We start from the raw sequence: 24802 nt of genomic DNA on the forward strand, positions 1-24802 counted from the left end.
CCTTATGTAGAGTGAGATCGGCAAGCCCAATGATTACCCTTCTTTAAGTATTGGGGTTTCTCCCAATAACAAAGGAGGCTGCCTGCGCAATCCCATCCCCTAAATCGAGGTTCCTATCATGGCCCGCACAGTCAATGCGGAAACGCTTTCGCTCGTCAAACAGTGGGAGGGCTTTCGCCCCAACGCCTATCCCGATCCCGGTTCCCGCGACGGGACGCCCTGGACAATCGGTTATGGCCAGACACGCATCAAGGGCCGCGCGGTGCGCAAGGGCGACACCATCACCGAGGCCGAAGCCGCCAGCCTGCTGACGACGAGGCTGGCCGAGACGGCGGCGCAGGTGGAGCGCCTGGTCAAGGTGGACCTGACCGACAACCAGTTCGGTGCTCTGGTGGCGTTCGCCGACAACATCGGCATGGGCGGCAGCGGCAAGCCGGGCTTCTCGAACTCCACCCTGCTCAAGAAGCTCAATGCCGGCGACTACAACGCCGTGCCGGGCCAACTGGCACGCTGGAAATACAATGACGGCCAGGTCATGCAGGGCCTTATCAACCGCCGTGCTGCCGAGGCGGGGCTGTGGGCCAAGGGGGCGTTCGTTTCGACCAGCACCGTGGAGGCCAAGCCGGGCAATCCGCTCAAGGAACTGGTGACGCCCGAGAACATGGCGGCCGGTGGCGGACTGCTGGGCGGCGCTGCGGCGGTCGCCAGCGGCAATGGCCCGGTCCAATATGCCATTGCTGCCCTGATGGTCATTGCGGCCATCACCATTGCCTTCCTGGTGATCCGGAGGGCTACGCGATGAGCCGACTTTCTCCAATCCTCGATGATCTCGGCGCCGGCCGGGTAGCCTTCTGGTGCCCTGGCTGCAACGAAGCTCATTCGATCAACATCAAGCGTGATGCGGCCGGGCAGGGCCCGGTATGGGGCTACAATGGCAATCCAGATGCTCCCACCTTCACGCCTTCGGTTCTGGTCAAGGTCGGGCACTACTGCGCCGGGCAGGAGGGCAAGGATTGTTGGTGCACCTATGAGGCGCGCACGGGCAAGCCCGCCCCGTTCAAATGCGCCATCTGCCATTCGTTCGTGACCAATGGCCGGATCCAGTTCCTCGGTGACTGCACCCATGCCCTCGCTGGCCAGACCGTGCCTCTGCCGCCGATCCCGGAGGACTGGTGATGATCGGCCTCTGGACCAAGATCAAGATCGGCCTCGGCATTGCTGGGGCCGTCATCGTCGCCATCGGCATCGCATTCCTCAAGGGGCGGCGTGCCGGCATCGAGCATATCGAGGCGGAGCAGCAGAAGCGCCGCGACAACCTTCAGGAGCACTACGATGAAATCGACCGTCAGGCTATCGATCCTGCTGGCAGTTACGACCGTCTTAGGGGCATGTCAGACGACGCACACGGTCGTTGACTGCCCGCCGCTTGCCCCGCCGCCCGTGGCCGCCGTAGACGCCCTGCAAGCCGCTGGCGATAGCGCCGTGGATGCCTGGGCGGTCGAACTGGACCGGCACTATCAGAAGCTCGCTGCGTGCAGGGCGGCATGACCACGCCGCGCCGCCGTACCCCAGCCAAGCCCAAGGACGGAACAGTGACCGACGACAATACCCAGCGCGCCATCGGACGGCTCGAAGGCCAGATGCAGGAAGTCATCAGCCTGCTCAAGAGCCAGGACCAGCGGTCAAGCGACAGCCGGGCCCGCATGCACGAAGCCCAGGAAAAGACGGCGAGGGAGGTTCATGATCTCTCCGGCCGGGTCGGCAAGGTCGAGGGGGCAGTCGCCAACATGGACCCTGTCTTCCAGCGGGTCGGAAGCCTGATGGAGCGCTCCAAGGGCATCCTGATGGTGCTGGCCATCATATGGCTGTTCATGGGCGGGCTGATCCTGGAAGGGGTCAAGTGGATCGGCCAGCTCGTCGCAAAGGCTGTTATGGGCGGGCCATAAAAAGACCCCGGCCAGGGGGACAACAGGCCGGGGAGTCAGAATCTCTGACAGTCAATGCGTCTATGATGAAGCCAAGCCCTAATCGAACGCGGCGGCCAAGAACGTTAGCGTCCGGACGTTCCCGGCCGCCGTCGGAGCGGGCTTGAAGAACTCCGACGGTCGATAAACGCAAGAGGCGATATCAGGTTCCAGATCAGTCCCGTGCGGCCTCATACTGCGCCAACAGGCGCTTCCCAGACGCAGTGATGTGCGTCTTGGATGGCGACCCCATTACCAGCCTGTCTGCCCTCAGTAGGTCCAGCAATGGACCGTCCTCGATGGCGTGAGAATTGTTGACGAGGCTGCGGAGCAGGGCGACGGCTTCAGGCGTGAGTTCTTCGATAGTCATGGACCGGAAGATAGACTGAGTCGGCGGCCTAGTGGCCCCCGTACGGCACGATCAGGTCCATCTCGTCAGGCATCGCCCAGTCCGTAAACAACGCAACTTCGCCCGGATAGCCGGCGCTGAAGGCCATGAGCTTTGCCTGCAGCAACGTCTCATCCGTCGTGCTCATCGCCGCCCAGTCCGCGATATTGGCCAGGTCCGTCGCGATTTCCTTGACCCGCTCGAATGGGGCAGTCACTTCCAGCATGTATTCGGCCGAGGCCAGATGCCGGATTTCGAACTGGTCGGGGAAGAACAGGCCATCCTCCATGTCATAGGCATCGACGATGAGCAGTCCGCCCCAGGCATGGCCATGCTCATAGGGCAGGGGCGCCGCCACCTTTATCCACTGACCATTCATTTGATCGACCTCCGTCTTGACTCTTCCTGTCGCTCAGCACGAGAACAGAATGAGAACAAACGGCGAGAGAGTCAATCATGGTCGCATTTGCGGAGCTTGTGGCCGCCACCAACTTTTCCTTTCTGCGGGGCGCTTCGCATCCTTTTGAGATGGTGGCGCAGGCCGCATCTCTGGGCCTCGCCGGCATTGGCATCTGCGACCGGAATTCCATGTCGGGCGTGGTTCGGGCCTATGCCGCGGCGCGTGACCTGAAGGCAGAGTTTCCCGATTTCCGCATGGTTGTTGGCACTCGGTTGGCCTTCTCGGACGGAACTCCGGACATCGTCGCCTATCCTGCCGACCGGGAGGCCTATGGCCGGCTCTGCGCGCTGCTCACGCTGGGCAATCGTCGTGCCCCCAAGGGCGAATGCCACCTGCAGCTAACCGACCTCCAGGCCGCCTCGGAAGGCCTCCTGCTGATTGTCATGCCGGACCATGATGCATTCGAGGCCGGGATGATGGCGGCGCAGGCGGTGAAAGCCATTGCTCCCGGCAGGGTATGGGTCGGCGCCACCTATCGGCATGACGGCAGCGACCGGGCCCGGCTGGCAAAGCTGGCCGCCGCCTGCTCGGCTATCGGCGTTCCCATGCTGGCCACCATGGATGCCCTCTATCACGAGCGTGGCCGGCATATCCTGCAGGACGTCGTCACCTGCATCAGGGAAGGCACCACGATCCAGCAGGCGGGCTTCCTCCTCGCCGCGAACGGGGAGCGCCATATCCACGCGCCCCGGGACATGGCCCGCCTGTTCAGGGACTATCCCGACGCTCTCGCCCAGTCTCAGATCATTCTCGACCAGATCAGCTTCTCGCTCGACCAGCTGCGCTACATCTATCCCGAGGAGACGGTCGGGAACGGGGAAACGGCACAGCAAACCTTGGAGCGGCTGGCCTATGAAGGCGCGGGCTGGCGCTACCCGAACGGCATCCCCGACAAGGTGATGAAGGGCCTGGCGCATGAACTGGCCCTGATCGCCGAGATGAAATACGCCGCCTATTTTCTGACCGTGCAGGATATCGTCCGCTTCGCCCGCCAGGAGCGTGGCATTCTCTGCCAGGGCAGGGGCTCGGCTGCCAACTCAGCGGTGTGTTTCTGCCTCGGCATCACCGAGGTCGACCCCATGCTGGTCGACCTGCTCTTTGAGCGCTTCGTTTCCACCGAACGCGACGAGCCGCCCGACATAGATGTCGATTTCGAGCACGAGCGGCGCGAAGAGGTGATGCAATACATCTACCAGAAGTACGGCCGGCATCGTGCCGGGCTCACCGCCAATGTCATCACGTATCGCGTCAAGGGCGCCGTCAGGGATGCCGGCAAGGCGTTTGGCCTGAGCGAGGACACCATCAGGATATTGAGCGGCCTCAATTGGGGCTGGGGCGCGAGCGACGTGCCCCCTGATCGCGTCAGGGCGGCCGGCATCGATCCGGAAGACCCACTGATGGCCATGGTGCTTGAGGTCTCCAAGGCCCTCTACGGCTTCCCTCGTCATCTCGGCCAGCACGTCGGCGGCTTCGTCATCACGCGCGACCGGCTCGACCATCTCCTGCCCATATCGAATGCGGCAATGGAAGACCGCACCGTCATCGAATGGAACAAGGACGATCTCGACGAGCTCGGCATTCTCAAGGTCGATGTGCTCGCCCTGGGCATGCTCAGTTGCATCCGCCGCAGCTTCAACCTGCTGCGCCAGCACTATGGCCTCGACCTGACGCTGGCCACCGTCCCGCAGGAGGACGAGCGGACCTATAAGATGACGCATCGCGCGGACACCATCGGCGTGTTCCAGATCGAAAGCCGGGCGCAGATGTCGATGCTGCCGCGGCTCAAGCCATCCGAGTTCTACGATCTGGTCATTGAGGTCGCCATCGTCCGGCCAGGACCGATCCAGGGCGACATGGTGCACCCGTACCTCAAACGCCGGCAGGGCCTGGAGCCGACAACCTTTCCATCTCCCGAGCTGGAGCATGTCCTTAAGAAGACCTATGGCGTGCCGCTCTTCCAGGAGCAGGCGATGAAGATTGCCATCGTCGCCGGCGGCTTCACGCCGGGCGAGGCAGACCGTCTGCGCCGCGCCATGGCCACCTTCAAGCGCACCGGTGGCGTCGGCGTGTTCCGGGACAAGTTCATCACCGGGATGCTGGAGCGGGACTATCAGAAGGATTTCGCCGAGCGCTGCTTCCAGCAGATCGAGGGCTTCGGCTCATATGGCTTCCCTGAAAGCCACGCCGCGTCCTTTGCGCTGCTGGTCTACGTGTCCTGCTGGATCAAGTGCCACTATCCCGACGTGTTCGCTGCGGCGCTGCTCAACAGCCAGCCCATGGGCTTCTATGCACCCGCCCAGATCATCCGCGACGCCCAGGAGCATGGCGTCGATGTCCGTCCGGTTGATATCAATCTCTCCGACCTCGAAAACGTCATGGAGCACAGCAATGTCACCGGCGCCTACCTGGCGTCGCGTCATGCCGAGATGAAGGACGACATCTGGGGCACTATGGGCGTCCGGCTCGGCCTCAACATGATCAAGGGTCTGCGGACGGAACACGCCAATCTCATCATCGCCCGTCGTCGTGGTGGCTATGACAGCGTGCGAGACCTCTGGCTGCGCACCGGCCTGTCGCCGTTGGTCCTTGAGGCCATGGCCGATGCCGATGCGTTCCAGTCCCTTGGCCTGAGCCGCCGTGATGCGCTATGGGCTTTGAAGGGCCTGATCGGTAAATATGGGGCCGATGTGCTGCCGCTGTTCAAGGCCAGCGGCGCGCCGACCTCTGGCGCGGAGGAGGAGAGTGGCCTGCCGGCCATGCCGCCGGGCGAGGAGGTCATTCACGACTATCGGACCCTCTCGATATCCCTGAAGGCGCATCCGATGAGCTTTCTCCGCGAGGAGATGACCCGGCGCGGTATTGTGCCGGCCGATGCCCTGCGGACGATGCAGCCGGGCCGCACGGTCACCGTGGCGGGCCTGGTGCTGGTGCGGCAGCGCCCAGGCACGGCAAGCGGAGTGATCTTCGCCACGCTGGAAGACGAAACGGGCGTTGCCAATGTCATCGTCTGGCCGAAGACGTTCGAGGCCAATCGGCGGGTCGTTCTTGGTGCCCGTGTCATGGGCGTGCGTGGCCAGTTGCAGCGCGAAGGCATCGTGACCCATGTCATCGCCAGGGAATTCATTGACCTGACGCCACAGATGAGAGCCATCTCGGGCGGCATGGGCGAGGCTGTCGCGGCAGCGCTACCCTCGGGCCGGAACTTCCACTGATGTCGATCAGCCCCGAGGTTAGGACGCTCGACGATTTCCGCACGACCGGCCGAAGCATCCGCGCCTTCTGCAGCCATTACTTCGTCTGCTCCCATGATGCACAGCTGCGCCTCGATCTGCTGGCCTTCCACCTGGGCTGGAGCTTCGACTTCTACAACGGGCGGGACAGGCTCGCCACCCGGCTCCGATGCTCCGTCTGCGGCTGGTATCACCCCACCTTCGCGCTGGGACATGCGAACAAGGCCACTGGCTTCGCCGGCACACATAGTGCTGGCTTCGATCCGCTGCCGGCCGACACGCTTCGGCACCTGCAGGAGCAGCGCACTGCGGCTATGGCGGGTGAGATTCCGTGGGTAGGGATCAGGAAGGGCGGCAGGAAATTCGGCCGGTGATCGGCTAAAGCCGAAGCGGATCGCCCGGCTCGGGGATTTCATCTAGGCCAGGCACATACTTCAACGGCAGCCGTGCGATGACCTGGAGCGCGCCGTCGGGCAGGGGGCGCTGAAGCGCCTTCGCCTCGCTCCATGGTGCCCGAAGCCACACATCGCGCTCTTCGTCGGTCCTGAGAATAACCGGCATCGCCTTCTCATGGACGGCACCGACGACATCGTTCGGCTTCGTGGTGAAGAAGGCGAACAGCTTGTGATCCATCGGCCCTTCGTCCTTGCGACGCGTGCCGTGCCATTCCGTCCACAGCCCGGCGAAGAACGTCAGCGGCTCGGTTTCATCCAAGGCAAACCACGCATTGCCGCTGGTGCCGTCGTCCAGCTTTGTGGGCTCGGCAAATCGGGTGAGAGGCACGAGGCAGCGATGCTCCACGCCCAGATATCCTTTCCAGTCATCGAACCATGGATGCCGGATATTCGTGTTGCCTCGATTGGGCTTCTCGGTGACCGGGTCTTTCAGCGAAGGAAGCCCCCAGCGGCCGAATCCCAGCACCCGCTTGCCGTCCCTCTGCTTGATCAGCGGCGACGTATAATCTGGATAGATCGCGTGCAGGACAGGGATATTGCGCATCGCGTCCTCCCACTCGGCGACCAGGCGCTGGATCGCCTCGGTGGTCGTCGTCATCGAATACAGGTTGCACATGGTCTAAGCCTCGACCCCGAGTTCAAGCAGCAATGCCCGGCAAGTCTGCTCTCCCTCGTCGGCGCATTCGGCTTCGCGCCGGTGTTCAGGGATGCTCTTGAACCGTTGAAGGTCGGCTAGGAGCTTTTGCACCAAGCGCTCTCGCTCGCGCAACTTCGGACCGGTGTCGGGCACTCGGCCGGTCAATTCGCATCGACCTTGCGTTCGGCTATGGCCTTGTCGATCAAGTCCTCAATCTGCTCGAAGATGACGATGATCAGCAGCTCGCGTTCACCATCCGTCTCGCCGGCCACCGCAGGTATCTTGAGGGTAAAGCGGCGCAACTCATGGTCGCGGCGGAGGGTGAACCCGCACCGGAACTCGATAAAGCCGGCCTCGCTCCAGAGGTCGACCATGAATGTTTCCAGATACTGGATGAATTTCGAGGAAAGCTCGGCGCTCAGCCGATCCACCAGTGCCTTCATGGCCACCTCCGCCCGGTGAACTTATCCCCGAAATCCCCGCCCGCGCCAGAGGGCCTATTCTTGCGACATCAGCAAGGAGATGAACCATGAGACTTGATCGAGAAGGTAGGCGGACGGTGGCGCAGTTCCTCAACGGGCTGGCAGTTGCCATGCTGGCGACCGGTGTGTTGGCGCCTCTGGCAGGTGGTACACCGCAGGGGGCCATGACGGCGGCGGCCCTGATCGGCGCCGCACTGCTGCACCTGCTCGCGCTGGCAACCTCCGCGGGGCGTTGAGATATCAGGAAGAGCAATACGCGCGAGGCATGGCTGGTATCAGACTCGTTGCTGTGGCAGAATCGCGGTACGTTCTCATTCAGCGATGCCGCAGCTAGAGGCACCAGATGTTCATGACCAGCACCAAGGCACAGCGCCAAGACGCCCCGGCCGAACGCCGGGTCAAGTATCGTCCGCCAAACAGCCCTCAGACTGTAGGTCTGAACGAACTACTAGAGTTCTGCGGCCGTCCGGTTGACGACGCGAAGGCCGACCTGTTTCGCAAAGACGGCGAAGCGGAGCCCGTGATCTACTGGGCCGGGGACCTGGAGCTACTCAAGAAGCCATCGGTCTCCGTCATCGGGGCGAGGGACGTTTCCGATGAAGGAATGCGCCGCGCCGGCAAGATATCGCGCGAGCTGGCGACCGCTGGCATAGTGGTCACCAGCGGCTTAGCCAAAGGCGTAGACGGTGCGGCGCACCGCGGCGCTCTGGCAGTAGGCGGCGACACTGTTGCGGTCATAGGGACGCCGCTGAACAAGGCATACCCTGCCGAGCACATCGATCTGCAAGAAGAAATCTGGCTCGAGCATTTGCTGATCTCGCAATTCGCGCCTGGCCAGAAGACCTGGCCGTCGGACTTTCCGAAGCGAAACCGGCTCATGGCGCAGTTGACCGATGCCAGCGTGATCGTCGAGGCATCAGATTCGTCGGGGACGCTGCACCAGGCAGCCGAATGTCTCCGCCTGGGCCGCTGGCTATTCATCATGAAATCGGTGGTCGAGGACAGCCGCCTTGAGTGGCCGGGAAAGTTCGTCGGTAAGCCCAAGGTGGTGGTTTTGACATCGGCCGCCGACGTTATCGAGCGCGTCAGTCGTAGCTAGTCTGACCCAGAGCTATGCAGATCACCTCCGCCACCCCGGCATCGAGCAGTATCTGACGGGCAGCTGCCAGCGAATTTCCTGTGGTCACGATGTCGTCGAATAACATCACCACTCTGCCTTGGGTGCGAGATACGTCGTTTGCGGCAATGCTTGCCAGATGGACGCCAATCGATCGATCTCCTCCCTTCGCCAGCTTAGGAATCGACGTCGTTCTCAGAAGCAGATTCCCAAGATCCAAACCGCCGATCACCGGGGCAAATCTTGTGACAAGCTGCTGAACGCCGGACCGGAGCTTCGCTGCATCGCTAGATGGCACCGCTGCCAGGGCCAATGGAATTGTTGCCTTGATCTCATCGGTTAGGACTTTGAGACAAAAGGACAATCCACTTTCACGCGCCTCCTTCAGATCCAATAGCCTGCCGCTATGTGTGGGGAAGGACTGACCATCTCCACCATTTTGACGATGATACCAGTATGGCCGATATTTCCCCAAAGCGTAGATCACGGCCGGAGCAGGAATTGCAGGGTGCGGTATTTCAATCGTGGCCATAGTCATCAAATACCGTCATCTGCGCCAAGAGTCCCGGCACTCGCGCACTTTTACCCACCCGGTCGGAGGTGCTGCTCAATCAACTCGCGCGCGGTGGCCACCACCTGGCCATAGGCCGGGTTCTCATCGGCCTTGGCCTGCTGCATTTCCAGCAACAGCAGCGCCTGCTCGTATATCTCGACCGTCTCTTCGCCAGACAGGACGCCCTTGTCGTGGAGCGACTGAACCAATGCGGCGAGAATCGCCGACGACGACAGCGCGACAGCGCCGGTGGTGATCTCAGGACCGGACAGTTCGTCACCGAACAGCAGCCAGCCGGCGTCGGCGCCGAAGGCCGCAGCGTACCTCTCGGCTTGTTCGGCCGTGAAACCATTGGTGCCATTCTCATGGCTCCTGTAGGCCGACTCCGTCATGCCCAAGGCCGCTGCGGCCTTCGCCGCCGACTTGTAGCCAGCGTTGAGCCGAGCTGCGCGAAGGCGATCGCCGGGAGTCATCGGACGACGATAGCGCTGCGAACTTGCAGCGGTCTGGCAATGTGGTGAAGCCCTTCAATACCCGATCCAGTGCCGTGCACGGCGATAGTTCCATAGTCCAGTATTCGGCCTAGGATCGATTGATCGACTTGGACAGATTCTACTTTGCCCATGTTCATTTCGCCGGTCTTGCGCCAGACTAGCCCGCGCTTTTGGATCACCCGTCGATTGGTGACGGCAATTTCTGTAGTGAATTGCTCCAGCCAGGAGCGGCCGATAGCGACCAGCCCGAGGCCGATCATTACCCACCCCGCCAGCCGAATGAAAAGAGCAAGGCCGTTGGCATCCACGTTTGCGAATAGAAGTACGATACCAACAACAAGGGCAACTAGCCCCCTGAGATAGGTGATCCAGTGCATCTTCCCGATGCTCAGCACTCGCTCTTCGGGCTGCAATATAAAATCGATGTAGCTCAAGGCGGGTCCCCTCTGCCCCTGTGAATCGCGAGCATAATCGCGAAACTTGCCTTGCCGCAATCGCTCGCCCGGTGTCCGATCACCTTCGCGGAGGAGCTGAACATGGAACTCTCATGGGTTGCACGAGGCGCGGCGAGCGCTGAGCGGGGGCGGCGGCTGGTGGAGCTGCGCGGCGTGACCCCCAACGGTTACCCCCTCTGGGAGGGCCGAGAGGTGGCGCCGCTCGTCGATCTGCATCCGGAGTACGGAGCCGTGTTCCCCGTGCTTCCCAGAAGAACGAAACCTGCGGTTTACAGCAAGGCGGCTAGGCTCGGCCTCACAAAGCCCCGCGCGCGATGGAGCGACAACGAAATCCTGCGGCTGCGCATTTATCGCAGCGGCACGCGTGAGGAGGTTTTGGCCGCCTTCCCCGGACGCACCTGGCGTGCAATCGGCTTGGCGGCGAACAAGCGTGGTCATCGGCGACCGAAGTCGTCAGCCAAGACCTCCGGCATTCCCATAGTCGATCAGATATACCAGCGGGCGCATTCGCTCGGAATGCCGCTGACCGAACTGGACGCGATTGTCCGCAGCCGAAACTACTTCGCCAAGCGCCGATGGCGGGGCAAGCAAAATCACGGTGTCCACCACCGAGCAGTGCTTGCCCTCGGAGGGCGATTGCGCGCCAGGTTTGAACCCCTATGAGGCGCAATTATGAGCCATGGGAGGACGATCTCATTCGAGAGCGATATGGCAGCCAGGGCGTCTTTCGCGGCTTAATACAGCAGTTGCCGCATCGGACTGCCAACTCAATACATATCCGGGCGGCACTGTTGGGTGTTCGGGCGCACTATCGGGAGTGGACGTCGGCCGAGGACAAGATTCTCCGACAATATTATCCAGATATGGCCAAAGCAGAAGCTCACCTCAAGGGTCGCACCAGGGAGGCTCTCTACATGCGTAGCCGAAAGCTTCGCTTGGGGCCCCCGGTGAGAAACTGGTCTGCCGCTGAGGACGATGCTCTTCGGAAGCTCACTCCCACCCATAGCGACGAGCAGATCGCCATAATGCTGGGAAGGACCGCCCGCGCGGTGCTGCGGCGTCGATTCCGCCTCGGCATACGAAAAACGGAGCCGACAGTGCGCGTTTTGCTGCCGATCTTGGCCGACGTCATTGCCGAAGCAAATGCCCGTGGTGTGAGACTGCGCTCACTCACTGGCGCGCTTGGGTGTGCATCAATTGTGCCAAGGGAGGATGCTCGGCGCGTCAGCCATAAGGCCATAGCCAAGGTGGTGGCCGTGTTCGGCGGGCATCTTTATGCTGAGTGGGATGATTGAAACGCAAAGCCGCATTGACGATTGGCCGCCTCCTTCCATGACACATATATGGCACATGGACGGACGGAAGCCCGGAAATATAGGGCATGACGTCGGATTGAAAATCCGCGTGTCACTGGTTCGATTCCGGTCCCGGGCACCACAAATTCTCCCTGTCATCAGCGGCGCCATTGCGGGTCGTTCCGGCCGCGACATGCCGTCACGTCGTTAACAATGCGCCACGATCGCGCCCGCAATCCAACCCATCTTCGGAACGCCGCTTTCATTTGCCCCGCGTAGCCTGCATCGGGATTTGAGGCGTCCACGATGATTCCAGGCGATACCGGTCTGTTGTTGCGTCTCCAGACAGAAGTGCTGGAGGCGGTCGCCTGCGGCGAACCACTCGTGGCAGTGGCGGATTTGCTTTGCCGCCGCGCCGAGGAATTGGCGCCCGGCATCGTCTGCTCGATCCTGACTGTCGATAGCCAGGGCCTGCTGCATCCGCTGGCGGCGCCCAGCCTGCCGCTGGCCTATTCCAGCGCCATCGATGGCGTGCCGATGGGGCCGCAGGCCGGCTCCTGCGGCACGGCCGCGTTTCGCAACGAGCCCGTCATCGTCACCGACATCGGCCGGGACCCGCTGTGGGATGACTACCGGGCGCTCGCCGAACCGCTCGGCCTGCGTGCCTGCTGGTCCAGCCCCATCCGCGATCGTGACGGCCGGGTAGTGGCCACCTTTGCCTTCTATTATCGCACCCGCCGCGGCCCCAACGACATGGAGCGCCGCATCGTCCAGACCTGCTTGCATCTGTGCGCCATCGCCATCGACCACGAGCAGGTGCGCCAGCGCAATCATCGCCTGGCCTATTTCGACACGCTGACGGGCCTGCCCAATCGCGGTCATTTCAATGAAATGCTGGGCCGCTCCATCGGCATGGACGAGCCATTCGGCCTGCTGCTGGCCGATATCGACCATCTCAAGCTGATCAACGACACGCTCGGCCATGTCTTCGGCGACATGCTGATCCGCACCGTTGCCGAGCGCATTGCCGATTGCCATCCCTCGCTCACCGCCTGCCGCCTGGGCGGCGACGAATTCGCCGTGCTGGTTGCCGATTGCCACGACGATGCCGCCCTCCAGGATGCCGCTACCCGCATGATCGCTGCAGTCCGCGGCCTGATCCAGGTCGGCGACCAGACCATCGATCCGCATATCACTATCGGCGGCGCCCTGTTCGGACCCGACGGCACAGATGGCGCTTCGCTCAGCCAGAATGCCGATTTCGCCCTATATCACGCCAAGGAAACCCGGCGCGGCGGCTATGTCCGCTTCGTGCCCGGCCTGCGCACCACCATGCTGGAGCGCGCCAATATGGTCCGCTCCGTCGACCAGGCCATGACCGAAAAGCGTATGGTCGCCCATTATCAGCCCATCGTCCGGCTCGATACCGCCGAGATCGTCGGGCTGGAGGCATTGGCGCGCATGCGCATGCTCGACGGCCGCATCGCCGCAGCCGGCGAGTTTCACGCCGCCATGGCCGACCCGCGCATCGCCTGGCAATTAACTGGCCAGATGCTGACCCAGATTGCATCAGATATACGCCACTGGCTCGATCTCGGCATCGCCTTCCAGCATGTCGGCGTCAATGTCACTACGGGCGACTTCCAGCGCGGCGACCTCGAAACCCGCATCGTCGAGACCTTCGAGCGCGCCGGGGTGCCACTCGAGCATATCGTCCTCGAAGTCAATGAATCGGTCTATGTCGGCGGCAATGACCAGATGGTGCCGCGCGCCGTCAGCGCCCTGCGCCAGCGCGGGCTTCTTGTGGCGCTCGACGATTTCGGCACCGGCTTTGCCTCGCTCACCCACCTGCTGAGCTTCCCGGTCGATATCATCAAGATCGACCGCTCCTTCGTTTCCCGCCTCGGCAGCGATGGCGCCAGCGACGTGGTGGTCGGCTCCATCATCGACATTGCCCGCAAGCTCGACATGAAGCTGGTGGCCGAAGGCATCGAGACACCGCAGCAGGCGCGTATTCTCGCCGAACTCGGCTGCACCATGGGGCAGGGCTATCTCTATGCGCGCCCAGGCTCGGTGGAGGATACGACCCACCTGCTCGATCTCTTCGCCCAGAAGCGCGATGCCGATACGGATGAACGCCGCACGGCCTGAGCCGGCGTTGCAATTGTCGGCCCGCTGGCGCAATCTGCCCGACAAGTATCCGACTGGACCAAAGTCGCATGGCGCCCGCGCCACGTGACAGGACGGTGACAGGGACGCCGCCTATTCTCCCCGTCACGAACGCAATGACGTTCTGGATATTCACATGGGAGGACTTATGAACAAGCTGCTCTTGGCTGCGCTCGTCTCTGGCGCAATGGCTGTTCCCGCTTTCGCTGCCGACTACACCATCATGGCCCCTGCCGCCCCTGGCGGCGGCTGGGACCAGACCGCCCGCTCCATTCAGGAGGCTCTCACCGCCGAAGGCATTTCGGGTAATGTGCAGGTCACCAACGTACCCGGTGCCGGCGGCACTATCGGCCTGGCCCAGTTCGCCACGCAGGAATCCGGCAATGCCAATGCCCTGATCGTCGGCGGCTATGTGATGGTCGGCGCCATTCTCACCAATGCTTCGCCGGTCACTCTGGACAATATCACGCCGATCGCCCGCCTGATCGGTGAATCCGACGTCATCGTGGTGCCGGCAAACTCCGAGCTGCAGAGCATGGATGACCTGGTCGCCAAGCTCAAGGCCGATCCGGGTTCGGTGTCCTGGGCCGGCGGCTCGGCCGGCGGCGTCGATCACATCATTGCTGGCCTTGTTGCCAAGGCCGTTGGCGTCGATCCCACCAAGGTCAACTACATCGCCTATTCGGGCGGTGGCGAGGCGCTTGCCGCCGTGCTGGGCGGCCAGGTGACCGTGGGCATTTCCGGCTATGGCGAATTTGAATCGCAGATCGCCGCCGGTGAATTGCGCGCGCTGGCCATGTCCGGTGAAAACCAGATGGATGGCATTCCCACCCTCTCCGAAACCGGTGTGGACGTGACTGTCGAAAACTGGCGCATGATTGCCGCTGCTCCTGATATCACCGACGAGCAGAAGGCCGCCATCACCGCCGACATCAAGAAGATGGCGGAATCGGCAACCTGGAAGTCGATCCTCGAGACCAAGGGTTGGGTGGATATGTATCTCGATGGCGATGCCTTCGACACCCAGCTCGCCGCCGACATCGAATCGACCACCACGGTTCTCAAAGATATCGGCCTCGTCCAATGACGACTGGGTCCAACCCGCAACGCCGCCCCGATGGGGCGGCGTTTGTCATTGCCCTTATCCTGGCGGGCATTGCCGTGGTCATTTTCTGGCAGACCAGCATCATGCGCCTGCCTGCACATCAGGCGCGCGTCGGGCCCCAGGTCTTCCCCTATGCCATTGCCGGCGGCCTGCTGCTTCTGGCCATTGGCACCGCGGTCTCGGCATGGCGCGGCAGCTTTCCTGCGCGGCCCAGGGAGAACTACGGTCCGGCCCTGTGGATCGTGGGCGGATTGCTGGGCCAGATCCTGCTGGTTTCGAGCCTCGGCTTTTCCCTGGCATCGGGCGTTCTGGTCGCCTGCACCGCCAAGGCGTTCGGCAGGGGACCGATGTGGTTCACCTTCCTGTGCGGCGCCGTTTTCGCTTTCATCGTATGGTTCATTTTTGCCCGCGGTTTGCAGCTTTCCCTGCCTGCCGGGCCGCTTGAGCGCCTGATTCCCTGATCGGGAAGGACGACCATGGACACTTTCGGACTTCTGGCGGCCGGCTTTGCCGCTGCCCTGCAATGGCAGAACCTCATCTACGCCTTCATCGGCGTGACCCTGGGTACGGCCGTGGGCGTTCTCCCAGGCATCGGCCCGGCCCTGACGGTGGCCCTGTTGCTGCCCGTTACCTATCGCCTCGATCCCGCCGGCTCGCTCATCATGTTCGCCGGCATCTATTACGGCGGCATGTATGGCGGCTCCACCACCTCCATCCTGCTCAATACGCCCGGTGAATCCGCCTCCATCGTCACCGCGCTCGAGGGCAACAAGATGGCGCGCAAGGGCCGGGGCGGTCCGGCTCTGGCCACCGCTGCCATCGGCTCCTTCGTGGCCGGGCTGATCGCCACGCTGGCCATGGCCTTCGTTGCGCCCTGGCTGGTCAGGATCGCCATTTCCTTTGGCCCGGCCGATTATTTTGCGCTGATGGTGCTGGCCTTTGTCACCGTCTCGGCGGCCTTTGGCGATAGCGCGCTGCGCGGCGTCACGGCCCTCTTCATCGGGCTCGGGCTGGGCGTCATCGGCATCGACCTGCAAACCGGGCAGGCGCGCCTGGCCTTCGGCATACCGGACCTGCTCGATGGTATCGAGGTGACGACCCTGGCCGTGGCCCTGTTCGCCATCGGCGAGACCCTCGTCGTCGCTGCCGCCCGAGGCGGTCTCGACGATGACATCGTGGCCGTCAAAGGCTCGATCTGGATGACGATGGAGGATTGGAAGCGCTCCTGGCCAGCCTGGCTGCGCGGCACCCTCATCGGCTTCCCCATCGGCGCCATGCCTGCCGGTGGTGCCGAGATCGGCACGTTCTTTTCCTACGCGGCCGAGCGTCGTCTGACCAAGCACCCGGAAGAATTCGGCCATGGCGCCATCGAAGGGGTGGCCGGTCCCGAGGCAGCCAACAATGCCTCTGCCGCCGGCACGCTGATGCCGTTGCTCACGCTGGGGCTGCCCACCACGGCCACCGCGGCCATCATGCTGGCTGGCTTCCAGCAATTCGGCCTGCAGCCGGGGCCCTTGCTGTTCACCAACAATGCCCAACTGGTCTGGGCGCTTATCGCCAGCCTGCTGGTTGCCAATTTCATGCTGCTGGTGCTCAACCTGCCGCTGATCGGTGTCTGGGTGCGGCTGCTCACCGTGCCCAAGCCCTGGCTCTATGCCGGCATCCTGCTCTTTGCCACGCTGGGAACGCTTGGTGCCAATGGTGCCATGTCCGGCAATCTGTTCGGCCTGCGCTTCTCATTCGAGCTGATGATGCTGCTGGGCTTCGGCATCCTGGGCTATGTACTGCGCCGCTTCGGATATCCCATCGCCCCTGTTGTCATCGGGCTCATCCTGGGCCCGCTGTCAGAGCAGCAACTGCGCCGGGCCTTGGCCATCAGCCAGGGCGATCCGATGGTGCTGGTGCATTCACCCCTGGCCATCAGCCTCTACGTCATCGCTGCGGCGGCGGTGCTGGTTCCGCTCTGGTTCCGCCTGCGCGGCAAGGGCCAGGTCTTCAGCCAACTCGCGGCCGACGAGGATTGAGAGCTACTTTCCTGTGGACGCAGAAGCAAAAGCCCGGATGCCTTGTTCAGGCATCCGGGCTTTCTCACATTCAACCGACTGCTCGGCGCAGGTCACACACAGGGAGGCAAGCGCCCCGCGCCAGGGAGACTTAGAGCTTGCCGATCGAACGGAAAGCGCCGGGGTCGATGCCGAGGGTCCTCAGATGCTTGGCCTTGGGCGCCCGCCCGGCCTCAACCGCGTTCGAGACGGCAGCAGCGCTGCCGAACACGTCGACGAAAGTGCCAAGGGTCGCAAAGAAATTCTTGCGCGGGGTGCTCATTTGCCAATTCCTCCAAAGACCGGGCCGAATTGCCGGGTCGCTTTCATGAGTGAACAGATGGGCCCGTCCGGCCCTTTTCGCTAGGCCACAATGGTCAAGCCAGCCATGCGTTTCATGCAACTAACGCGGTGCAGTCGATGAGAAGGCGTGGATTCGCGCTGAAATGCTAAGACAAAGGTCTCATTCATGCGTGGGGCGCATGGCTGACATGGCCTCACCACCTCTCCTAAAGAGAGTGGTGCTCAAGGTTTGGGCGAAACGATCTCGCCCCAGCTATCCAGAAACCGCTTCCGCCTTTGCTGGTCCAGCGACACCATCAGCGCCGGCCCCAGCGGAATGGGCTGGATCACCCCGCGTCCGCGCGCGGCAATGGCCTCGCTGGTCCATTCGCCCTCCGCCCCCGCGACCACCGAGCCCAAAGCCGTCTGCCCGGCCGCAATGGCCTGTCCCGCCGGAGACAGCGCGAAATCGACAAAAGCCCGGCCGAGATCGGGGTAGGGCGCATCGCGCGGGATCAGCATGGCGCGGGTCAGCACCAGCACATAGTCGTCAGGCACCACGATTTCGATATTGGCGCCCGCTGCCTTGCGCGCAAAGGCATAGGAGCCCAGCACATTATAGCCCAGCGCCAGCGACCCGTCGGCTACCCCGTTGAGAATGGCGGGGCTCGACCCCGAAAACACCGCCCCGACGCGCCCAAAGGCCGCCGCCAGCCGCCAGAAGTTCGACGAAATCACCTGGTCCTGCGATGCCAGCAGATAGCCCACGCCACTGACGGCGATGTCATAGGTGGCAATCGCCCCGCGCAATCGCTCGGTCTGTGTCTCCAGCATTTCCGCCAGCGTCAGATGCGTGCGTGGCACCTCGGCGGCGCTGATCCGATCAGGATTGTAGATGATCACAGCCGGCTCGAAGGTGAAGCCGAACACCTCGTTGCGCCAATGTGCCCATTCGGGCAGGGCCCCGAGAAACGGGCTGTCATAGGCCATGGCATGGCCGTCATTGGCCAGCTTGATCATCAGGTCCGACGCCGAGCTGATCAGCAGGTCCGGCTTCGCGGCCATGTCGCCCGCCAGGAACTGTTCATACATCGGCAGCGAGTCCTGCTCGTCATATTCCACCGTGACGTCAGGATGCAGTGCCTGGAAACCGGCGATGAATTCGGCAAAGAGCGGCGTATCGGTGGTGCCGACAATGGTGAGCACCGTCGCTATGCCGCCATCGGGCGCAGGATAGGTCGAGGACACGGCGCCCGCCGGGTGGATATCCACCAGCAGCAGGCATAGCACCAGCGCCGACAGGCTCCCCAGCGCTCGCCGCAACTGCTCCACCTTGGCGTTCCGCCCCACCAGTGGCAGGTCGATCTCCACCACCAGCCCTCCGCCCTCCCGGTCTTTCAGCCGCAACGCCCCGCGATGCGCTGCGACCACCCGCCTGACGATGGATAGCCCCAGCCCCGAGCCGGCCCGCGTCCCGCTCGCCGCGCCGCGCTTGAAGCGCTCCAGCACGACAGGCTTCTCCGCCTCGGCAATGCCCGGCCCCCGGTCGAGCACCGCCATGGTCATCATGCCCTCGTTTATGCTGCCGCCGATCTCCACCGGCCCATCCGAATAGACCAGCGCATTATCCACCACATTGCGCACCATTTCGCGCAATGCCACGCGGTCGCCGCGGATTTGAGACACCGCCACCGTCTCGGGCAGGTCAACCACCAGTCGCACTGCTTGGTCGGGGTCCAGGCGCTGGCGCACATCCTCCACCACCGTCCCGAATGCCGTGGTGTCCGTTTCCTGGTTTTCCAGCCGGTGCGAAATCGTTGCTTCCATCAGCAATTGCGAAACCAGCTGGCTCGCCTGCACCGCCCCCTGATGAATGCGCCGCACCCGCGCCCGCAGGGCCTCGGGGTCCTGCTCATCCATCGCCACTTCCGCCTGCGCCCGCAGCGAGGCCAGCGGCGTGCGCACTTCATGCGCCGCTTCGGCCACCAGCCCCGTCACGCGCTCCATGGCGCTGCCGAGCCGCGCCATGAAGGCATTGAGTCCGCTCACGAGATGGCTCACCTCCACCGGCACCGGCACATCCACCGGGCTGAGGTCATCCGGCGCCCTCCCGCGCAATTCCTGTTCGAGCTGATAGAGCGGCGCGAACATGCGTCCGATGCCGAACCACACCAGCGCGATGGCCAGCAGCGTCAGCGCCACCACAGGCACGATGGCATTGGAGAGGATTTCCCAAGCCAGCGCCTCGCGCTCGCTCTGCGTTTCCGCCACATGGATGGTTACCCAATCGGCGTCGCCGCCCGACGAGGTCAGCCGCCCCACGCTGGCCACCCGTACCAGTTCCCCGCGATAGGTCGCATCGGCAAAAACCGGCCCAGCCGATGTCATCTCCGGCATCGCTTCCGACAGGTCGGCATAGCCCGTTACGGCGCGGCCACCGGGGTCTTCCACCGCATAGAATACCCGGTCCCGCCCCGAAAACATGCCGAACGAGGCAAACGGCAGCTCCACCGTCACCGTGTTGTCCTCAACCTGCACCGCCCCGGCAATGGTCAGCGCCGACGCCGCCAGCAGCCGGTCGAATGCCCGATCCGCCGCCCGTTCCGCATAGTCGCGGATGAACACGATCAGCACCACCGCCGCACCCAGCAGCAGCGCCAGCGCCAGCGCCACGATGCGCCGGCGGATGGAGAAGGATTTGATGTCTCGGTCGGTCACAGTGCCAACTCAACCACCAAGGCCACCCTCCCCCTTGTGGGGAGGGAAGCGAGATAGGACTTAGCCTTTGCTAAGTCCGTGATCGAGCAGGGAGGGGGTATCTCTCCGCGAGTCGGGTGCCTGTGACACAACCCCCTCCCGAGCGCCGCTAGGCGCTGCGCGCCAAGCTTTGCTTGCCCTCCCCTCAAGGGGGAGGGTGACGTCGAGGTCAAGGCGCAATAGAGCGAATTACCCATGCGGCGCCCGCACCACATAGCCCACCCCGCGCACTGTCCCGATCTCGATATCCGCCGCTTCCAGCTTCTTGCGCAGCCGCGAGATATGCAGCTCCAGCGCATTGACCGAAACCGCCTCGTCGAAGTTGAACAGCTGATTCATCAGCCGCTCCTTCGGCACCACCTTGCCGGCATTGGTGACCAGGATTTCCAGCAGCCGGAATTCGCGCCGCCCTAGCTCTAGCGACCGTCCCTCGACGCTGGCATTGAGCCCCGCCAGATCCATTTCGAGGTTCCCCACGCCCAGCGTGCTCGTTGTTTGCCCGCCTGTCCGCCGGATCAGCGCCCGCAACCGCGCTTCGAGCTCGCGCAGGTCGAAGGGCTTGACGAGATAGTCATCCGCCCCGAGATCGAGCAGGCTCACCTTGTCGTCGATTTCCGAGCGCGCCGTGATCACCAGGATCGGCGCATTGAATTTGTGTTTCCGCAGCTCGGCGATGAGGCTGATGCCGTCGCGATTGGGCAGCATCAGGTCGAGCGCCACCGCGTCGAAATCATCGCCCTCGGCAGCCGAAACCACCTCGGCGCCATCCTTCACCCATTCCACCGAATGGCCGGCGCTGCGCAGGCGTTTCTCGATCGCCTCGCCCAGGTCTTCATTGTCTTCAACAAGCAGGATTCGCATGCAGCGGGTGATCTCCTCGGGCGCACACTATCACTGCGTCATTCCCGCGAAAGCGGGAATCCCCTTCGGACAGCCACTGCAAAAACGGAGATTCCCGCTTTCGCGGGAATGACGCTGTGTAAGCCGGGAACTCTAAAGCAGAGTCGTCATCATTGTGGCCGCCACCGCCACGATACCGAAAGCCGCAATTCCCGCCGCCATCAGCATGACCTGCGCGCGCTGCACATAGCCCGTGGCCCGCGCTTGCTGCCGCGCCGCACTCAGCACGCTTTCCGCCTCGTCGCCCTCGATATGGACCATTTTGATCACCCCTCAGCCGCCGGTCTATCCGACCGGATATGTGCCTTGGGCAGCCGCGTTCGCGCTGTTTCTCACCCGCCACCGGAAGGGTAATCCCGCGCCTCTCTGCGACGAACGTGATCCTTGCAATGCGGTTAATTTACATAAAATGCCACAGGTGTTGATCTTGTATGGAAGTCCGTTGATCTGCCGCCAGGTTCATGGCAAAACCCCGCCATGACCCATTTGCACCCAGACCGCCTGTTTCCCGCTTCCGAGCCCGCCCAGTCCATTGCGCGCGAGCTCTATCCCGAAGTCCGCGACCTGCCGCTGATCTGCCCGCATGGTCACACCGATCCATCGTGGTTCGCCGACAATGGCCGCTTCTCCGATCCGGCGGCCCTGTTCCTCACGCCCGATCATTACGTGCTGCGCATGCTGCGCAGCCGCGGCCTCAGCTATGACGATCTCGGCGTGCCCCGCAAGGATGGCAAGCCGGTCGCGTCGGGCCGCGATGCCTGGCGCCTCTTTGCCGCCAATTATCATCTTTTTGCCGGCACACCGTCCAAGACCTGGATCGATCACTCGCTCGATTGGGCCTTCGGCATCACCCAGGAACTCTCCCCCGCCACCGCCGACGCCATCTACGACACCATCGACGCGGCTCTCGCCACGCCGGCTTTGCTGCCGCATGCTTTGCTCGACCGCGCCCGCGTCGAAGTCATCGCCACCACCGAATTCGCGCTCGATCCGCTGGTCCACCACCAGAAGATGGAGCAGAACGGCACGATCGGCCGCGTCCGCACCACCTATCGCCCCGATGACGTGACCGATCCCAGCCGCGCGGCCATCGTCGAAAACCTGCAGAAATTCGGCGAGATCACCGGCGAGAACATCGCCACCTGGGCCGGCCTCCTTAATGCCCACCGCAACCGCCGCGAATATTTCCGCCGCTTCGGCGCCGTCGCCACCGACCATGGCGTGCCCACGGCCAATACGGCCGACCTCTCGGCCCCCGAAAAGCAGGCTCTGCTCGACAAGGTCCTCTCCGGCCGGCACGACGCCAACGATGCCGAGCTGTTCCGCGCCCAGATGATGACCGAAATGGCTTTGCTGTCGGTCGAAGACGGCATGGTCATGCAGCTTCACGCCGGCTCGCGCCGCAACACCGATCCGCTGCTCTTTGCCGAGCGCGGCACCGATCTGGGCGCCGACATTCCCGGCACCACCGACTACGTCAACGGCCTAAAGGCGCTGCTCGGCCGGGCCGGCAACGAGCCCAATTTGCGGCTCATCATGTTCGTGCTCGACGAAACCACCTATGCCCGCGAGCTGGCGCCTATGGCCGGTTACTGGCCGAGCCTGATGATCGGCCCGCCCTGGTGGTTCCATGACAGTCCGCAGGGCATCCGCCGCTATCTCGACCAGGTGGTGGAAAGCGCCGGTTTCTACAACCTCGCCGGCTTCAACGACGATACCCGCGCCCTGCTTTCCATCCCCGCCCGCCACGATGTCTGGCGCCGCGAAGTCTGCGGCTTCCTCGGCCGCTGGGTCGGCGAAAACCGCATCGCCAGATCCACGGCCCGCGATATCGCCAAACACCTGAGCTACCAGGCGGCCAAGGATGCCTACAAGATCAAATGATGGGTTGAGCGCGGAGTTCTCCCTCCCCCTTGCGGGGAGTGAGAACGAGATAGGACTTAGCCCTTCGCTAAGTCCGTGATCGAGCGGGTGGGGGTGCGGGAGCCCCGATATAAGGGCCAAGCACCCCCCACCCTTGATCCCTCCCCGCAAAGGGGAGGGAAACGACTGCGAGATCAATCGTTCCGCCTAAGGCGACTTCCACAATACCAGCGCCACGATGACCACGCCGGTCACCATCAGCACCAGCAAGCCGCCAAGCCCGTTGAGCACCTGCCGGCCCAGCGTCGGATGCACTTCGTCGGCGGCGATGATGTCGGCGAGCCGGGTCGGTTCACGCCGCTCTTCATAAGGTTGATGCGTCATTCCAAGTTCCCCCCTGATGGACTTGCTTTCGCGTTCACCGACTCTGCGCCCGCTACCGGTAAAGAAGCCTTGCCGCGCCAGCCCTTCCTCGCTTTAGGGTTGCCACTGTGCCAACCGGCAGCCTTACCCGGCGGTTACCGTCATGATTTCATCAAGTTTTCCGGCAATCAGCACCCACCCTGTCGAAACGCTCCCCCATCTGCTCTAATAGCGGCAATGATGAATCAGTCGCCCGTAGAAACCGCGCTTAGCCGCGCCATGATCCGCTGGTCCCTGACCAAATCGACCCCGGTGGCGGATACGCCGCGGAGCTGGATTTTTCGTGTCGAGCAGAATGGCCGCAATTTCGGCGCCCTCAAGATATTGAAGCCTGTCGTTGCCGAGGAGGAGGGCAGGGGCGCCCGCCTGCTGCAATGGTATGAGGGCGACGGCGCGGCCACCGTCTTCGACATCCATGGGGACACGATTTTCATGGAATGGCTCGACGGCGGTACGCTGGGCGAGCCCGTCCGCGCCGGCCGCGACGATGAGGCGACCATCGCCATCGCTACCGTGGTGGCCAATCTCCATCGCCCCCGCCCCGGCGCGCCTGACGATCTCGAGCCGCTGCGCGACCGCTTCCAGACGCTGTTCGATACCGAGGTGCGGGCCTGGCCCCACACGGCCCGCGATCTCTATGCCCGCGCCTGCGGCATAGCGCTCAAGCTGTTCGACCGGCCCAGCGCGCAGCTTCCGCTCCATGGCGACCTGCACCACGACAATATCATGTCCTCCGATCGGGGCTGGCTCGCCATCGATCCCAAGGGGCTCATCGGCGATCCGGCCTACGATGTCGCCAATGTCTTCATCAATCCCAAGCATGCCGGCAATATCGCCGCCGATCCGCGCCGCATTGCCGCCCGCGCCGATATCCTGTCTGAACGCCTGAACTATCCGCGCAAGCGCATGCTGGGCTGGGCCGCCGCCCATGCCGCTCTCTCGGCCTGCTGGGATCTGGCCGATGGCACGCCCATCACCGGCCTGCTCGCCTGCCTGCCGAACCTGCTCAGCGCTTACGACCAGGCCTGATGCCACCATGGACCTTCCGATGCTCACCACGACGCGCCGCGGCTTCCTTCTGTTCACCGCGGCCACGGCGCTTGCCGCCTGTTCCACCACCATCCCGATGCTGCCCAAGGGCGCCAGCACGCCCGAAACGCTCACTGACGAGGAAATCCTCGCCGCCATCAATGCCGTGCGTAAGGCCAATGGCGCGCCGCCCTGGACCTACAATGCCAGGCTCGAGGACGCCGCCCGCTCCCAGGCCCGCCTCATGGCGCAGCAGAATACGCTGAGCCACGATCTGGGCGTCACCCTGCGCGAGCGCGTCACCGCCGCCGGCTATCTCGGCGCCGTGGGCGAGAATGTCGGCAAGGGCTACAAGGACCTGCAGGGCATTATCGGCGGCTGGATGGACTCCTCGGGCCATCGCTCCACCCTGCTCAGCCACCGCTTCGTCGAATTCGGCCTCGCCGCCGCCCGCGGCCCCGGCGGCAAGCTCTACTGGGCCATGATCGCTGGCGGCAGTTTCCAGGCGTGGGCCGGCGGCTAGCGCCAAGCCACGCCCTCGTGGTTCGAGGCGCTGAAGAAGCGCACCTCACCATGAGGGCTACTCTTGGCTCGGTCTATCAGTAGCCCTTGTATTAGCGCTTTGTGGTTAGCTCGTGCCATCCTTTTGGATGCCGCGATCTGGATGGCGACCCAGATCGCGGCTGCGGTGTCGGATCGATT

General features: G+C 63.4%; 28 protein-coding genes. 17 read left to right on the forward strand and 11 right to left on the reverse strand.

Annotated features, from left to right (window positions below; all coding sequences use genetic code 11):
* The first annotated feature begins 118 nt into the window (after window positions 1-118).
* The 4 genes from ASD04_RS16075 to ASD04_RS16090 all read left to right on the forward strand — a co-directional run bounded on the left by ASD04_RS16075 (window position 119) and on the right by ASD04_RS16090 (window position 1946).
* On the forward strand, window positions 119-802 hold the full coding sequence (locus ASD04_RS16075) for a lysozyme (RefSeq protein WP_056259191.1): 684 nt from the start codon (window positions 119-121) through the stop codon (window positions 800-802).
* Complete coding sequence (locus ASD04_RS16080; protein ID WP_056259195.1) at window positions 799-1176, forward strand: DUF6527 family protein; 378 nt, start codon at window positions 799-801, stop codon at window positions 1174-1176. Before ASD04_RS16075 ends, ASD04_RS16080 begins: the two co-directional genes overlap by 4 nt.
* Window positions 1176-1415, forward strand: a complete 240-nt coding sequence (locus ASD04_RS16085) for a hypothetical protein (protein ID WP_056259197.1) — start codon at window positions 1176-1178, stop codon at window positions 1413-1415. The genes ASD04_RS16080 and ASD04_RS16085 overlap by 1 nt, the downstream gene beginning before the upstream one ends.
* A 129-nt stretch (window positions 1416-1544) precedes the next feature.
* Complete coding sequence (locus tag ASD04_RS16090) at window positions 1545-1946, forward strand: DUF1515 domain-containing protein (RefSeq protein ID WP_056259201.1); 402 nt, start codon at window positions 1545-1547, stop codon at window positions 1944-1946.
* Window positions 1947-2362: 416 nt separating this feature from the next.
* Here the strand turns inward: ASD04_RS16090 and ASD04_RS16100 are convergent, their stop codons facing one another.
* Window positions 2363-2731 carry a hypothetical protein gene (locus tag ASD04_RS16100; RefSeq protein ID WP_056259206.1) on the reverse strand — a complete coding sequence of 123 codons (369 nt, stop codon included), beginning with the start codon at window positions 2729-2731 and terminating at the stop codon, window positions 2363-2365.
* A 77-nt stretch (window positions 2732-2808) separates the two neighbouring features.
* Here ASD04_RS16100 and ASD04_RS16105 point away from each other — a divergent pair, with 77 nt between their 5' ends.
* Both ASD04_RS16105 and ASD04_RS16110 read left to right on the forward strand, forming a co-directional pair.
* Window positions 2809-6024 (forward strand): error-prone DNA polymerase, encoded by a 3216-nt coding sequence (locus tag ASD04_RS16105; RefSeq protein ID WP_056259209.1) that lies wholly within the window; start codon window positions 2809-2811, stop codon window positions 6022-6024.
* The gene (locus ASD04_RS16110) at window positions 6024-6416 is read left to right on the forward strand and encodes a hypothetical protein (protein ID WP_056259211.1); all 393 of its coding nucleotides are present in this window, start codon (window positions 6024-6026) and stop codon (window positions 6414-6416) included. Before ASD04_RS16105 ends, ASD04_RS16110 begins: the two co-directional genes overlap by 1 nt.
* A 4-nt stretch (window positions 6417-6420) precedes the next feature.
* On the opposite strand, the gene ASD04_RS16115 is transcribed toward ASD04_RS16110, so the two are convergent.
* Together ASD04_RS16115 and ASD04_RS16120 are read right to left on the reverse strand one after the other, a co-directional pair.
* Window positions 6421-7113 carry an SOS response-associated peptidase gene (locus ASD04_RS16115; protein WP_082531280.1) on the reverse strand — a complete coding sequence of 231 codons (693 nt, stop codon included), beginning with the start codon at window positions 7111-7113 and terminating at the stop codon, window positions 6421-6423.
* 182 nt (window positions 7114-7295) lie between these two features.
* Window positions 7296-7577, reverse strand: a complete 282-nt coding sequence (locus ASD04_RS16120) for a hypothetical protein (protein WP_056259213.1) — start codon at window positions 7575-7577, stop codon at window positions 7296-7298.
* Between the two features lie 86 nt (window positions 7578-7663).
* On the opposite strand from ASD04_RS16120, the gene ASD04_RS16125 reads away from it, so the two are divergent.
* Window positions 7664-7852 carry a hypothetical protein gene (locus ASD04_RS16125; protein WP_056259216.1) on the forward strand — a complete coding sequence of 63 codons (189 nt, stop codon included), beginning with the start codon at window positions 7664-7666 and terminating at the stop codon, window positions 7850-7852.
* A gap of 113 nt (window positions 7853-7965) precedes the next feature.
* A complete protein-coding gene (locus ASD04_RS16130) occupies window positions 7966-8715 on the forward strand; it encodes a DNA-processing protein DprA (protein WP_156461297.1) in 750 nt (249 codons plus the stop codon).
* On the opposite strand, the gene ASD04_RS16135 is transcribed toward ASD04_RS16130, so the two are convergent.
* The 3 genes from ASD04_RS16135 to ASD04_RS16145 are packed head-to-tail and all read right to left on the reverse strand — an operon-like array spanning window position 8702 to window position 10214.
* Window positions 8702-9271 carry a phosphoribosyltransferase gene (locus tag ASD04_RS16135; RefSeq protein WP_156461288.1) on the reverse strand — a complete coding sequence of 190 codons (570 nt, stop codon included), beginning with the start codon at window positions 9269-9271 and terminating at the stop codon, window positions 8702-8704. The genes ASD04_RS16130 and ASD04_RS16135 overlap by 14 nt on opposite strands.
* 44 nt (window positions 9272-9315) lie before the next feature.
* Window positions 9316-9759: a helix-turn-helix transcriptional regulator gene (locus ASD04_RS16140; protein WP_056259221.1), complete on the reverse strand. Its 444-nt coding sequence runs from the start codon at window positions 9757-9759 to the stop codon at window positions 9316-9318.
* The gene (locus ASD04_RS16145; protein ID WP_156461289.1) at window positions 9756-10214 is read right to left on the reverse strand and encodes a PH domain-containing protein; all 459 of its coding nucleotides are present in this window, start codon (window positions 10212-10214) and stop codon (window positions 9756-9758) included. The genes ASD04_RS16140 and ASD04_RS16145 overlap by 4 nt, the downstream gene beginning before the upstream one ends.
* 51 nt (window positions 10215-10265) lie before the next feature.
* Between ASD04_RS16145 and ASD04_RS16150 the strand changes: the two genes are divergently transcribed.
* From ASD04_RS16150 to ASD04_RS16180, 6 genes are all read left to right on the forward strand, one after another.
* Window positions 10266-10898 (forward strand): hypothetical protein, encoded by a 633-nt coding sequence (locus ASD04_RS16150; protein WP_156461290.1) that lies wholly within the window; start codon window positions 10266-10268, stop codon window positions 10896-10898.
* A complete protein-coding gene (locus tag ASD04_RS16155; RefSeq protein ID WP_056259229.1) occupies window positions 10895-11530 on the forward strand; it encodes a hypothetical protein in 636 nt (211 codons plus the stop codon). The genes ASD04_RS16150 and ASD04_RS16155 overlap by 4 nt, the downstream gene beginning before the upstream one ends.
* A 306-nt stretch (window positions 11531-11836) precedes the next feature.
* Window positions 11837-13681, forward strand: coding sequence for an EAL domain-containing protein (locus ASD04_RS16165; protein ID WP_056259232.1), 1845 nt, complete (start codon window positions 11837-11839; stop codon window positions 13679-13681).
* A gap of 166 nt (window positions 13682-13847) precedes the next feature.
* On the forward strand, window positions 13848-14786 hold the full coding sequence (locus ASD04_RS16170; protein ID WP_056259235.1) for a tripartite tricarboxylate transporter substrate binding protein: 939 nt from the start codon (window positions 13848-13850) through the stop codon (window positions 14784-14786).
* Window positions 14783-15265 carry a tripartite tricarboxylate transporter TctB family protein gene (locus tag ASD04_RS16175; protein ID WP_056259238.1) on the forward strand — a complete coding sequence of 161 codons (483 nt, stop codon included), beginning with the start codon at window positions 14783-14785 and terminating at the stop codon, window positions 15263-15265. Before ASD04_RS16170 ends, ASD04_RS16175 begins: the two co-directional genes overlap by 4 nt.
* A 15-nt stretch (window positions 15266-15280) precedes the next feature.
* A complete protein-coding gene (locus ASD04_RS16180) occupies window positions 15281-16828 on the forward strand; it encodes a tripartite tricarboxylate transporter permease (RefSeq protein ID WP_056259240.1) in 1548 nt (515 codons plus the stop codon).
* A 130-nt stretch (window positions 16829-16958) separates the two neighbouring features.
* Here ASD04_RS16180 and ASD04_RS19755 read toward each other — a convergent pair whose 3' ends face one another.
* The 4 genes from ASD04_RS19755 to ASD04_RS19525 form a co-directional block, all read right to left on the reverse strand.
* The gene (locus tag ASD04_RS19755; RefSeq protein ID WP_200940277.1) at window positions 16959-17129 is read right to left on the reverse strand and encodes a hypothetical protein; all 171 of its coding nucleotides are present in this window, start codon (window positions 17127-17129) and stop codon (window positions 16959-16961) included.
* 242 nt (window positions 17130-17371) lie between these two features.
* A complete protein-coding gene (locus ASD04_RS16185) occupies window positions 17372-19846 on the reverse strand; it encodes an extracellular solute-binding protein (protein ID WP_056259244.1) in 2475 nt (824 codons plus the stop codon).
* Window positions 19847-20074: 228 nt separating this feature from the next.
* Window positions 20075-20746, reverse strand: coding sequence for a response regulator transcription factor (locus tag ASD04_RS16190; RefSeq protein ID WP_056259246.1), 672 nt, complete (start codon window positions 20744-20746; stop codon window positions 20075-20077).
* Window positions 20747-20878: 132 nt separating this feature from the next.
* Window positions 20879-21046: a hypothetical protein gene (locus tag ASD04_RS19525; RefSeq protein ID WP_156461291.1), complete on the reverse strand. Its 168-nt coding sequence runs from the start codon at window positions 21044-21046 to the stop codon at window positions 20879-20881.
* A gap of 216 nt (window positions 21047-21262) precedes the next feature.
* On the opposite strand from ASD04_RS19525, the gene uxaC reads away from it, so the two are divergent.
* Entirely contained in the window at window positions 21263-22669 is a 1407-nt protein-coding gene (gene uxaC, locus ASD04_RS16195; protein WP_056259249.1) for a glucuronate isomerase, read from the forward strand.
* Window positions 22670-22855: 186 nt separating this feature from the next.
* Here the strand turns inward: uxaC and ASD04_RS19645 are convergent, their stop codons facing one another.
* Window positions 22856-23032 (reverse strand): hypothetical protein, encoded by a 177-nt coding sequence (locus tag ASD04_RS19645; protein ID WP_162245149.1) that lies wholly within the window; start codon window positions 23030-23032, stop codon window positions 22856-22858.
* A 258-nt stretch (window positions 23033-23290) separates the two neighbouring features.
* Here ASD04_RS19645 and ASD04_RS16200 point away from each other — a divergent pair, with 258 nt between their 5' ends.
* Both ASD04_RS16200 and ASD04_RS16205 read left to right on the forward strand, forming a co-directional pair.
* Window positions 23291-24100, forward strand: a complete 810-nt coding sequence (locus ASD04_RS16200) for an aminoglycoside phosphotransferase family protein (protein ID WP_162245150.1) — start codon at window positions 23291-23293, stop codon at window positions 24098-24100.
* Between the two features lie 7 nt (window positions 24101-24107).
* Complete coding sequence (locus ASD04_RS16205; RefSeq protein ID WP_056259255.1) at window positions 24108-24623, forward strand: CAP domain-containing protein; 516 nt, start codon at window positions 24108-24110, stop codon at window positions 24621-24623.
* The last annotated feature ends 179 nt before the right edge of the window (window positions 24624-24802 follow it).

The organism is Devosia sp. Root436 (genome assembly GCF_001426345.1).
Classification (GTDB): Bacteria; Pseudomonadota; Alphaproteobacteria; order Rhizobiales; family Devosiaceae; genus Devosia.

Bases quoted from the DNA above. Each gene is read 5' to 3' on its own strand.
- ASD04_RS16075 (WP_056259191.1), top strand. From the start codon at position 119: ATGGCCCGCACAGTCAATGCGGAAACGCTTTCGCTCGTCAAACAGTGG.
- ASD04_RS16080 (WP_056259195.1), top strand. From the start codon at position 799: ATGAGCCGACTTTCTCCAATCCTCGATGATCTCGGCGCCGGCCGGGTA.
- ASD04_RS16085 (WP_056259197.1), top strand. From the start codon at position 1,176: ATGATCGGCCTCTGGACCAAGATCAAGATCGGCCTCGGCATTGCTGGG.
- ASD04_RS16090 (WP_056259201.1), top strand. From the start codon at position 1,545: ATGACCACGCCGCGCCGCCGTACCCCAGCCAAGCCCAAGGACGGAACA.
- ASD04_RS16100 (WP_056259206.1), bottom strand. From the start codon at position 2,731: ATGAATGGTCAGTGGATAAAGGTGGCGGCGCCCCTGCCCTATGAGCAT.
- ASD04_RS16105 (WP_056259209.1), top strand. From the start codon at position 2,809: ATGGTCGCATTTGCGGAGCTTGTGGCCGCCACCAACTTTTCCTTTCTG.
- ASD04_RS16110 (WP_056259211.1), top strand. From the start codon at position 6,024: ATGTCGATCAGCCCCGAGGTTAGGACGCTCGACGATTTCCGCACGACC.
- ASD04_RS16115 (WP_082531280.1), bottom strand. From the start codon at position 7,113: ATGTGCAACCTGTATTCGATGACGACGACCACCGAGGCGATCCAGCGC.
- ASD04_RS16120 (WP_056259213.1), bottom strand. From the start codon at position 7,577: ATGAAGGCACTGGTGGATCGGCTGAGCGCCGAGCTTTCCTCGAAATTC.
- ASD04_RS16125 (WP_056259216.1), top strand. From the start codon at position 7,664: ATGAGACTTGATCGAGAAGGTAGGCGGACGGTGGCGCAGTTCCTCAAC.
- ASD04_RS16130 (WP_156461297.1), top strand. From the start codon at position 7,966: ATGACCAGCACCAAGGCACAGCGCCAAGACGCCCCGGCCGAACGCCGG.
- ASD04_RS16135 (WP_156461288.1), bottom strand. From the start codon at position 9,271: ATGACTATGGCCACGATTGAAATACCGCACCCTGCAATTCCTGCTCCG.
- ASD04_RS16140 (WP_056259221.1), bottom strand. From the start codon at position 9,759: ATGACTCCCGGCGATCGCCTTCGCGCAGCTCGGCTCAACGCTGGCTAC.
- ASD04_RS16155 (WP_056259229.1), top strand. From the start codon at position 10,895: ATGAGGCGCAATTATGAGCCATGGGAGGACGATCTCATTCGAGAGCGA.
- ASD04_RS16165 (WP_056259232.1), top strand. From the start codon at position 11,837: ATGATTCCAGGCGATACCGGTCTGTTGTTGCGTCTCCAGACAGAAGTG.
- ASD04_RS16170 (WP_056259235.1), top strand. From the start codon at position 13,848: ATGAACAAGCTGCTCTTGGCTGCGCTCGTCTCTGGCGCAATGGCTGTT.
- ASD04_RS16175 (WP_056259238.1), top strand. From the start codon at position 14,783: ATGACGACTGGGTCCAACCCGCAACGCCGCCCCGATGGGGCGGCGTTT.
- ASD04_RS16180 (WP_056259240.1), top strand. From the start codon at position 15,281: ATGGACACTTTCGGACTTCTGGCGGCCGGCTTTGCCGCTGCCCTGCAA.
- ASD04_RS19755 (WP_200940277.1), bottom strand. From the start codon at position 17,129: ATGAGCACCCCGCGCAAGAATTTCTTTGCGACCCTTGGCACTTTCGTC.
- ASD04_RS16190 (WP_056259246.1), bottom strand. From the start codon at position 20,746: ATGCGAATCCTGCTTGTTGAAGACAATGAAGACCTGGGCGAGGCGATC.
- ASD04_RS19525 (WP_156461291.1), bottom strand. From the start codon at position 21,046: ATGGTCCATATCGAGGGCGACGAGGCGGAAAGCGTGCTGAGTGCGGCG.
- uxaC (WP_056259249.1), top strand. From the start codon at position 21,263: ATGACCCATTTGCACCCAGACCGCCTGTTTCCCGCTTCCGAGCCCGCC.
- ASD04_RS19645 (WP_162245149.1), bottom strand. From the start codon at position 23,032: ATGACGCATCAACCTTATGAAGAGCGGCGTGAACCGACCCGGCTCGCC.
- ASD04_RS16200 (WP_162245150.1), top strand. From the start codon at position 23,291: ATGATCCGCTGGTCCCTGACCAAATCGACCCCGGTGGCGGATACGCCG.
- ASD04_RS16205 (WP_056259255.1), top strand. From the start codon at position 24,108: ATGGACCTTCCGATGCTCACCACGACGCGCCGCGGCTTCCTTCTGTTC.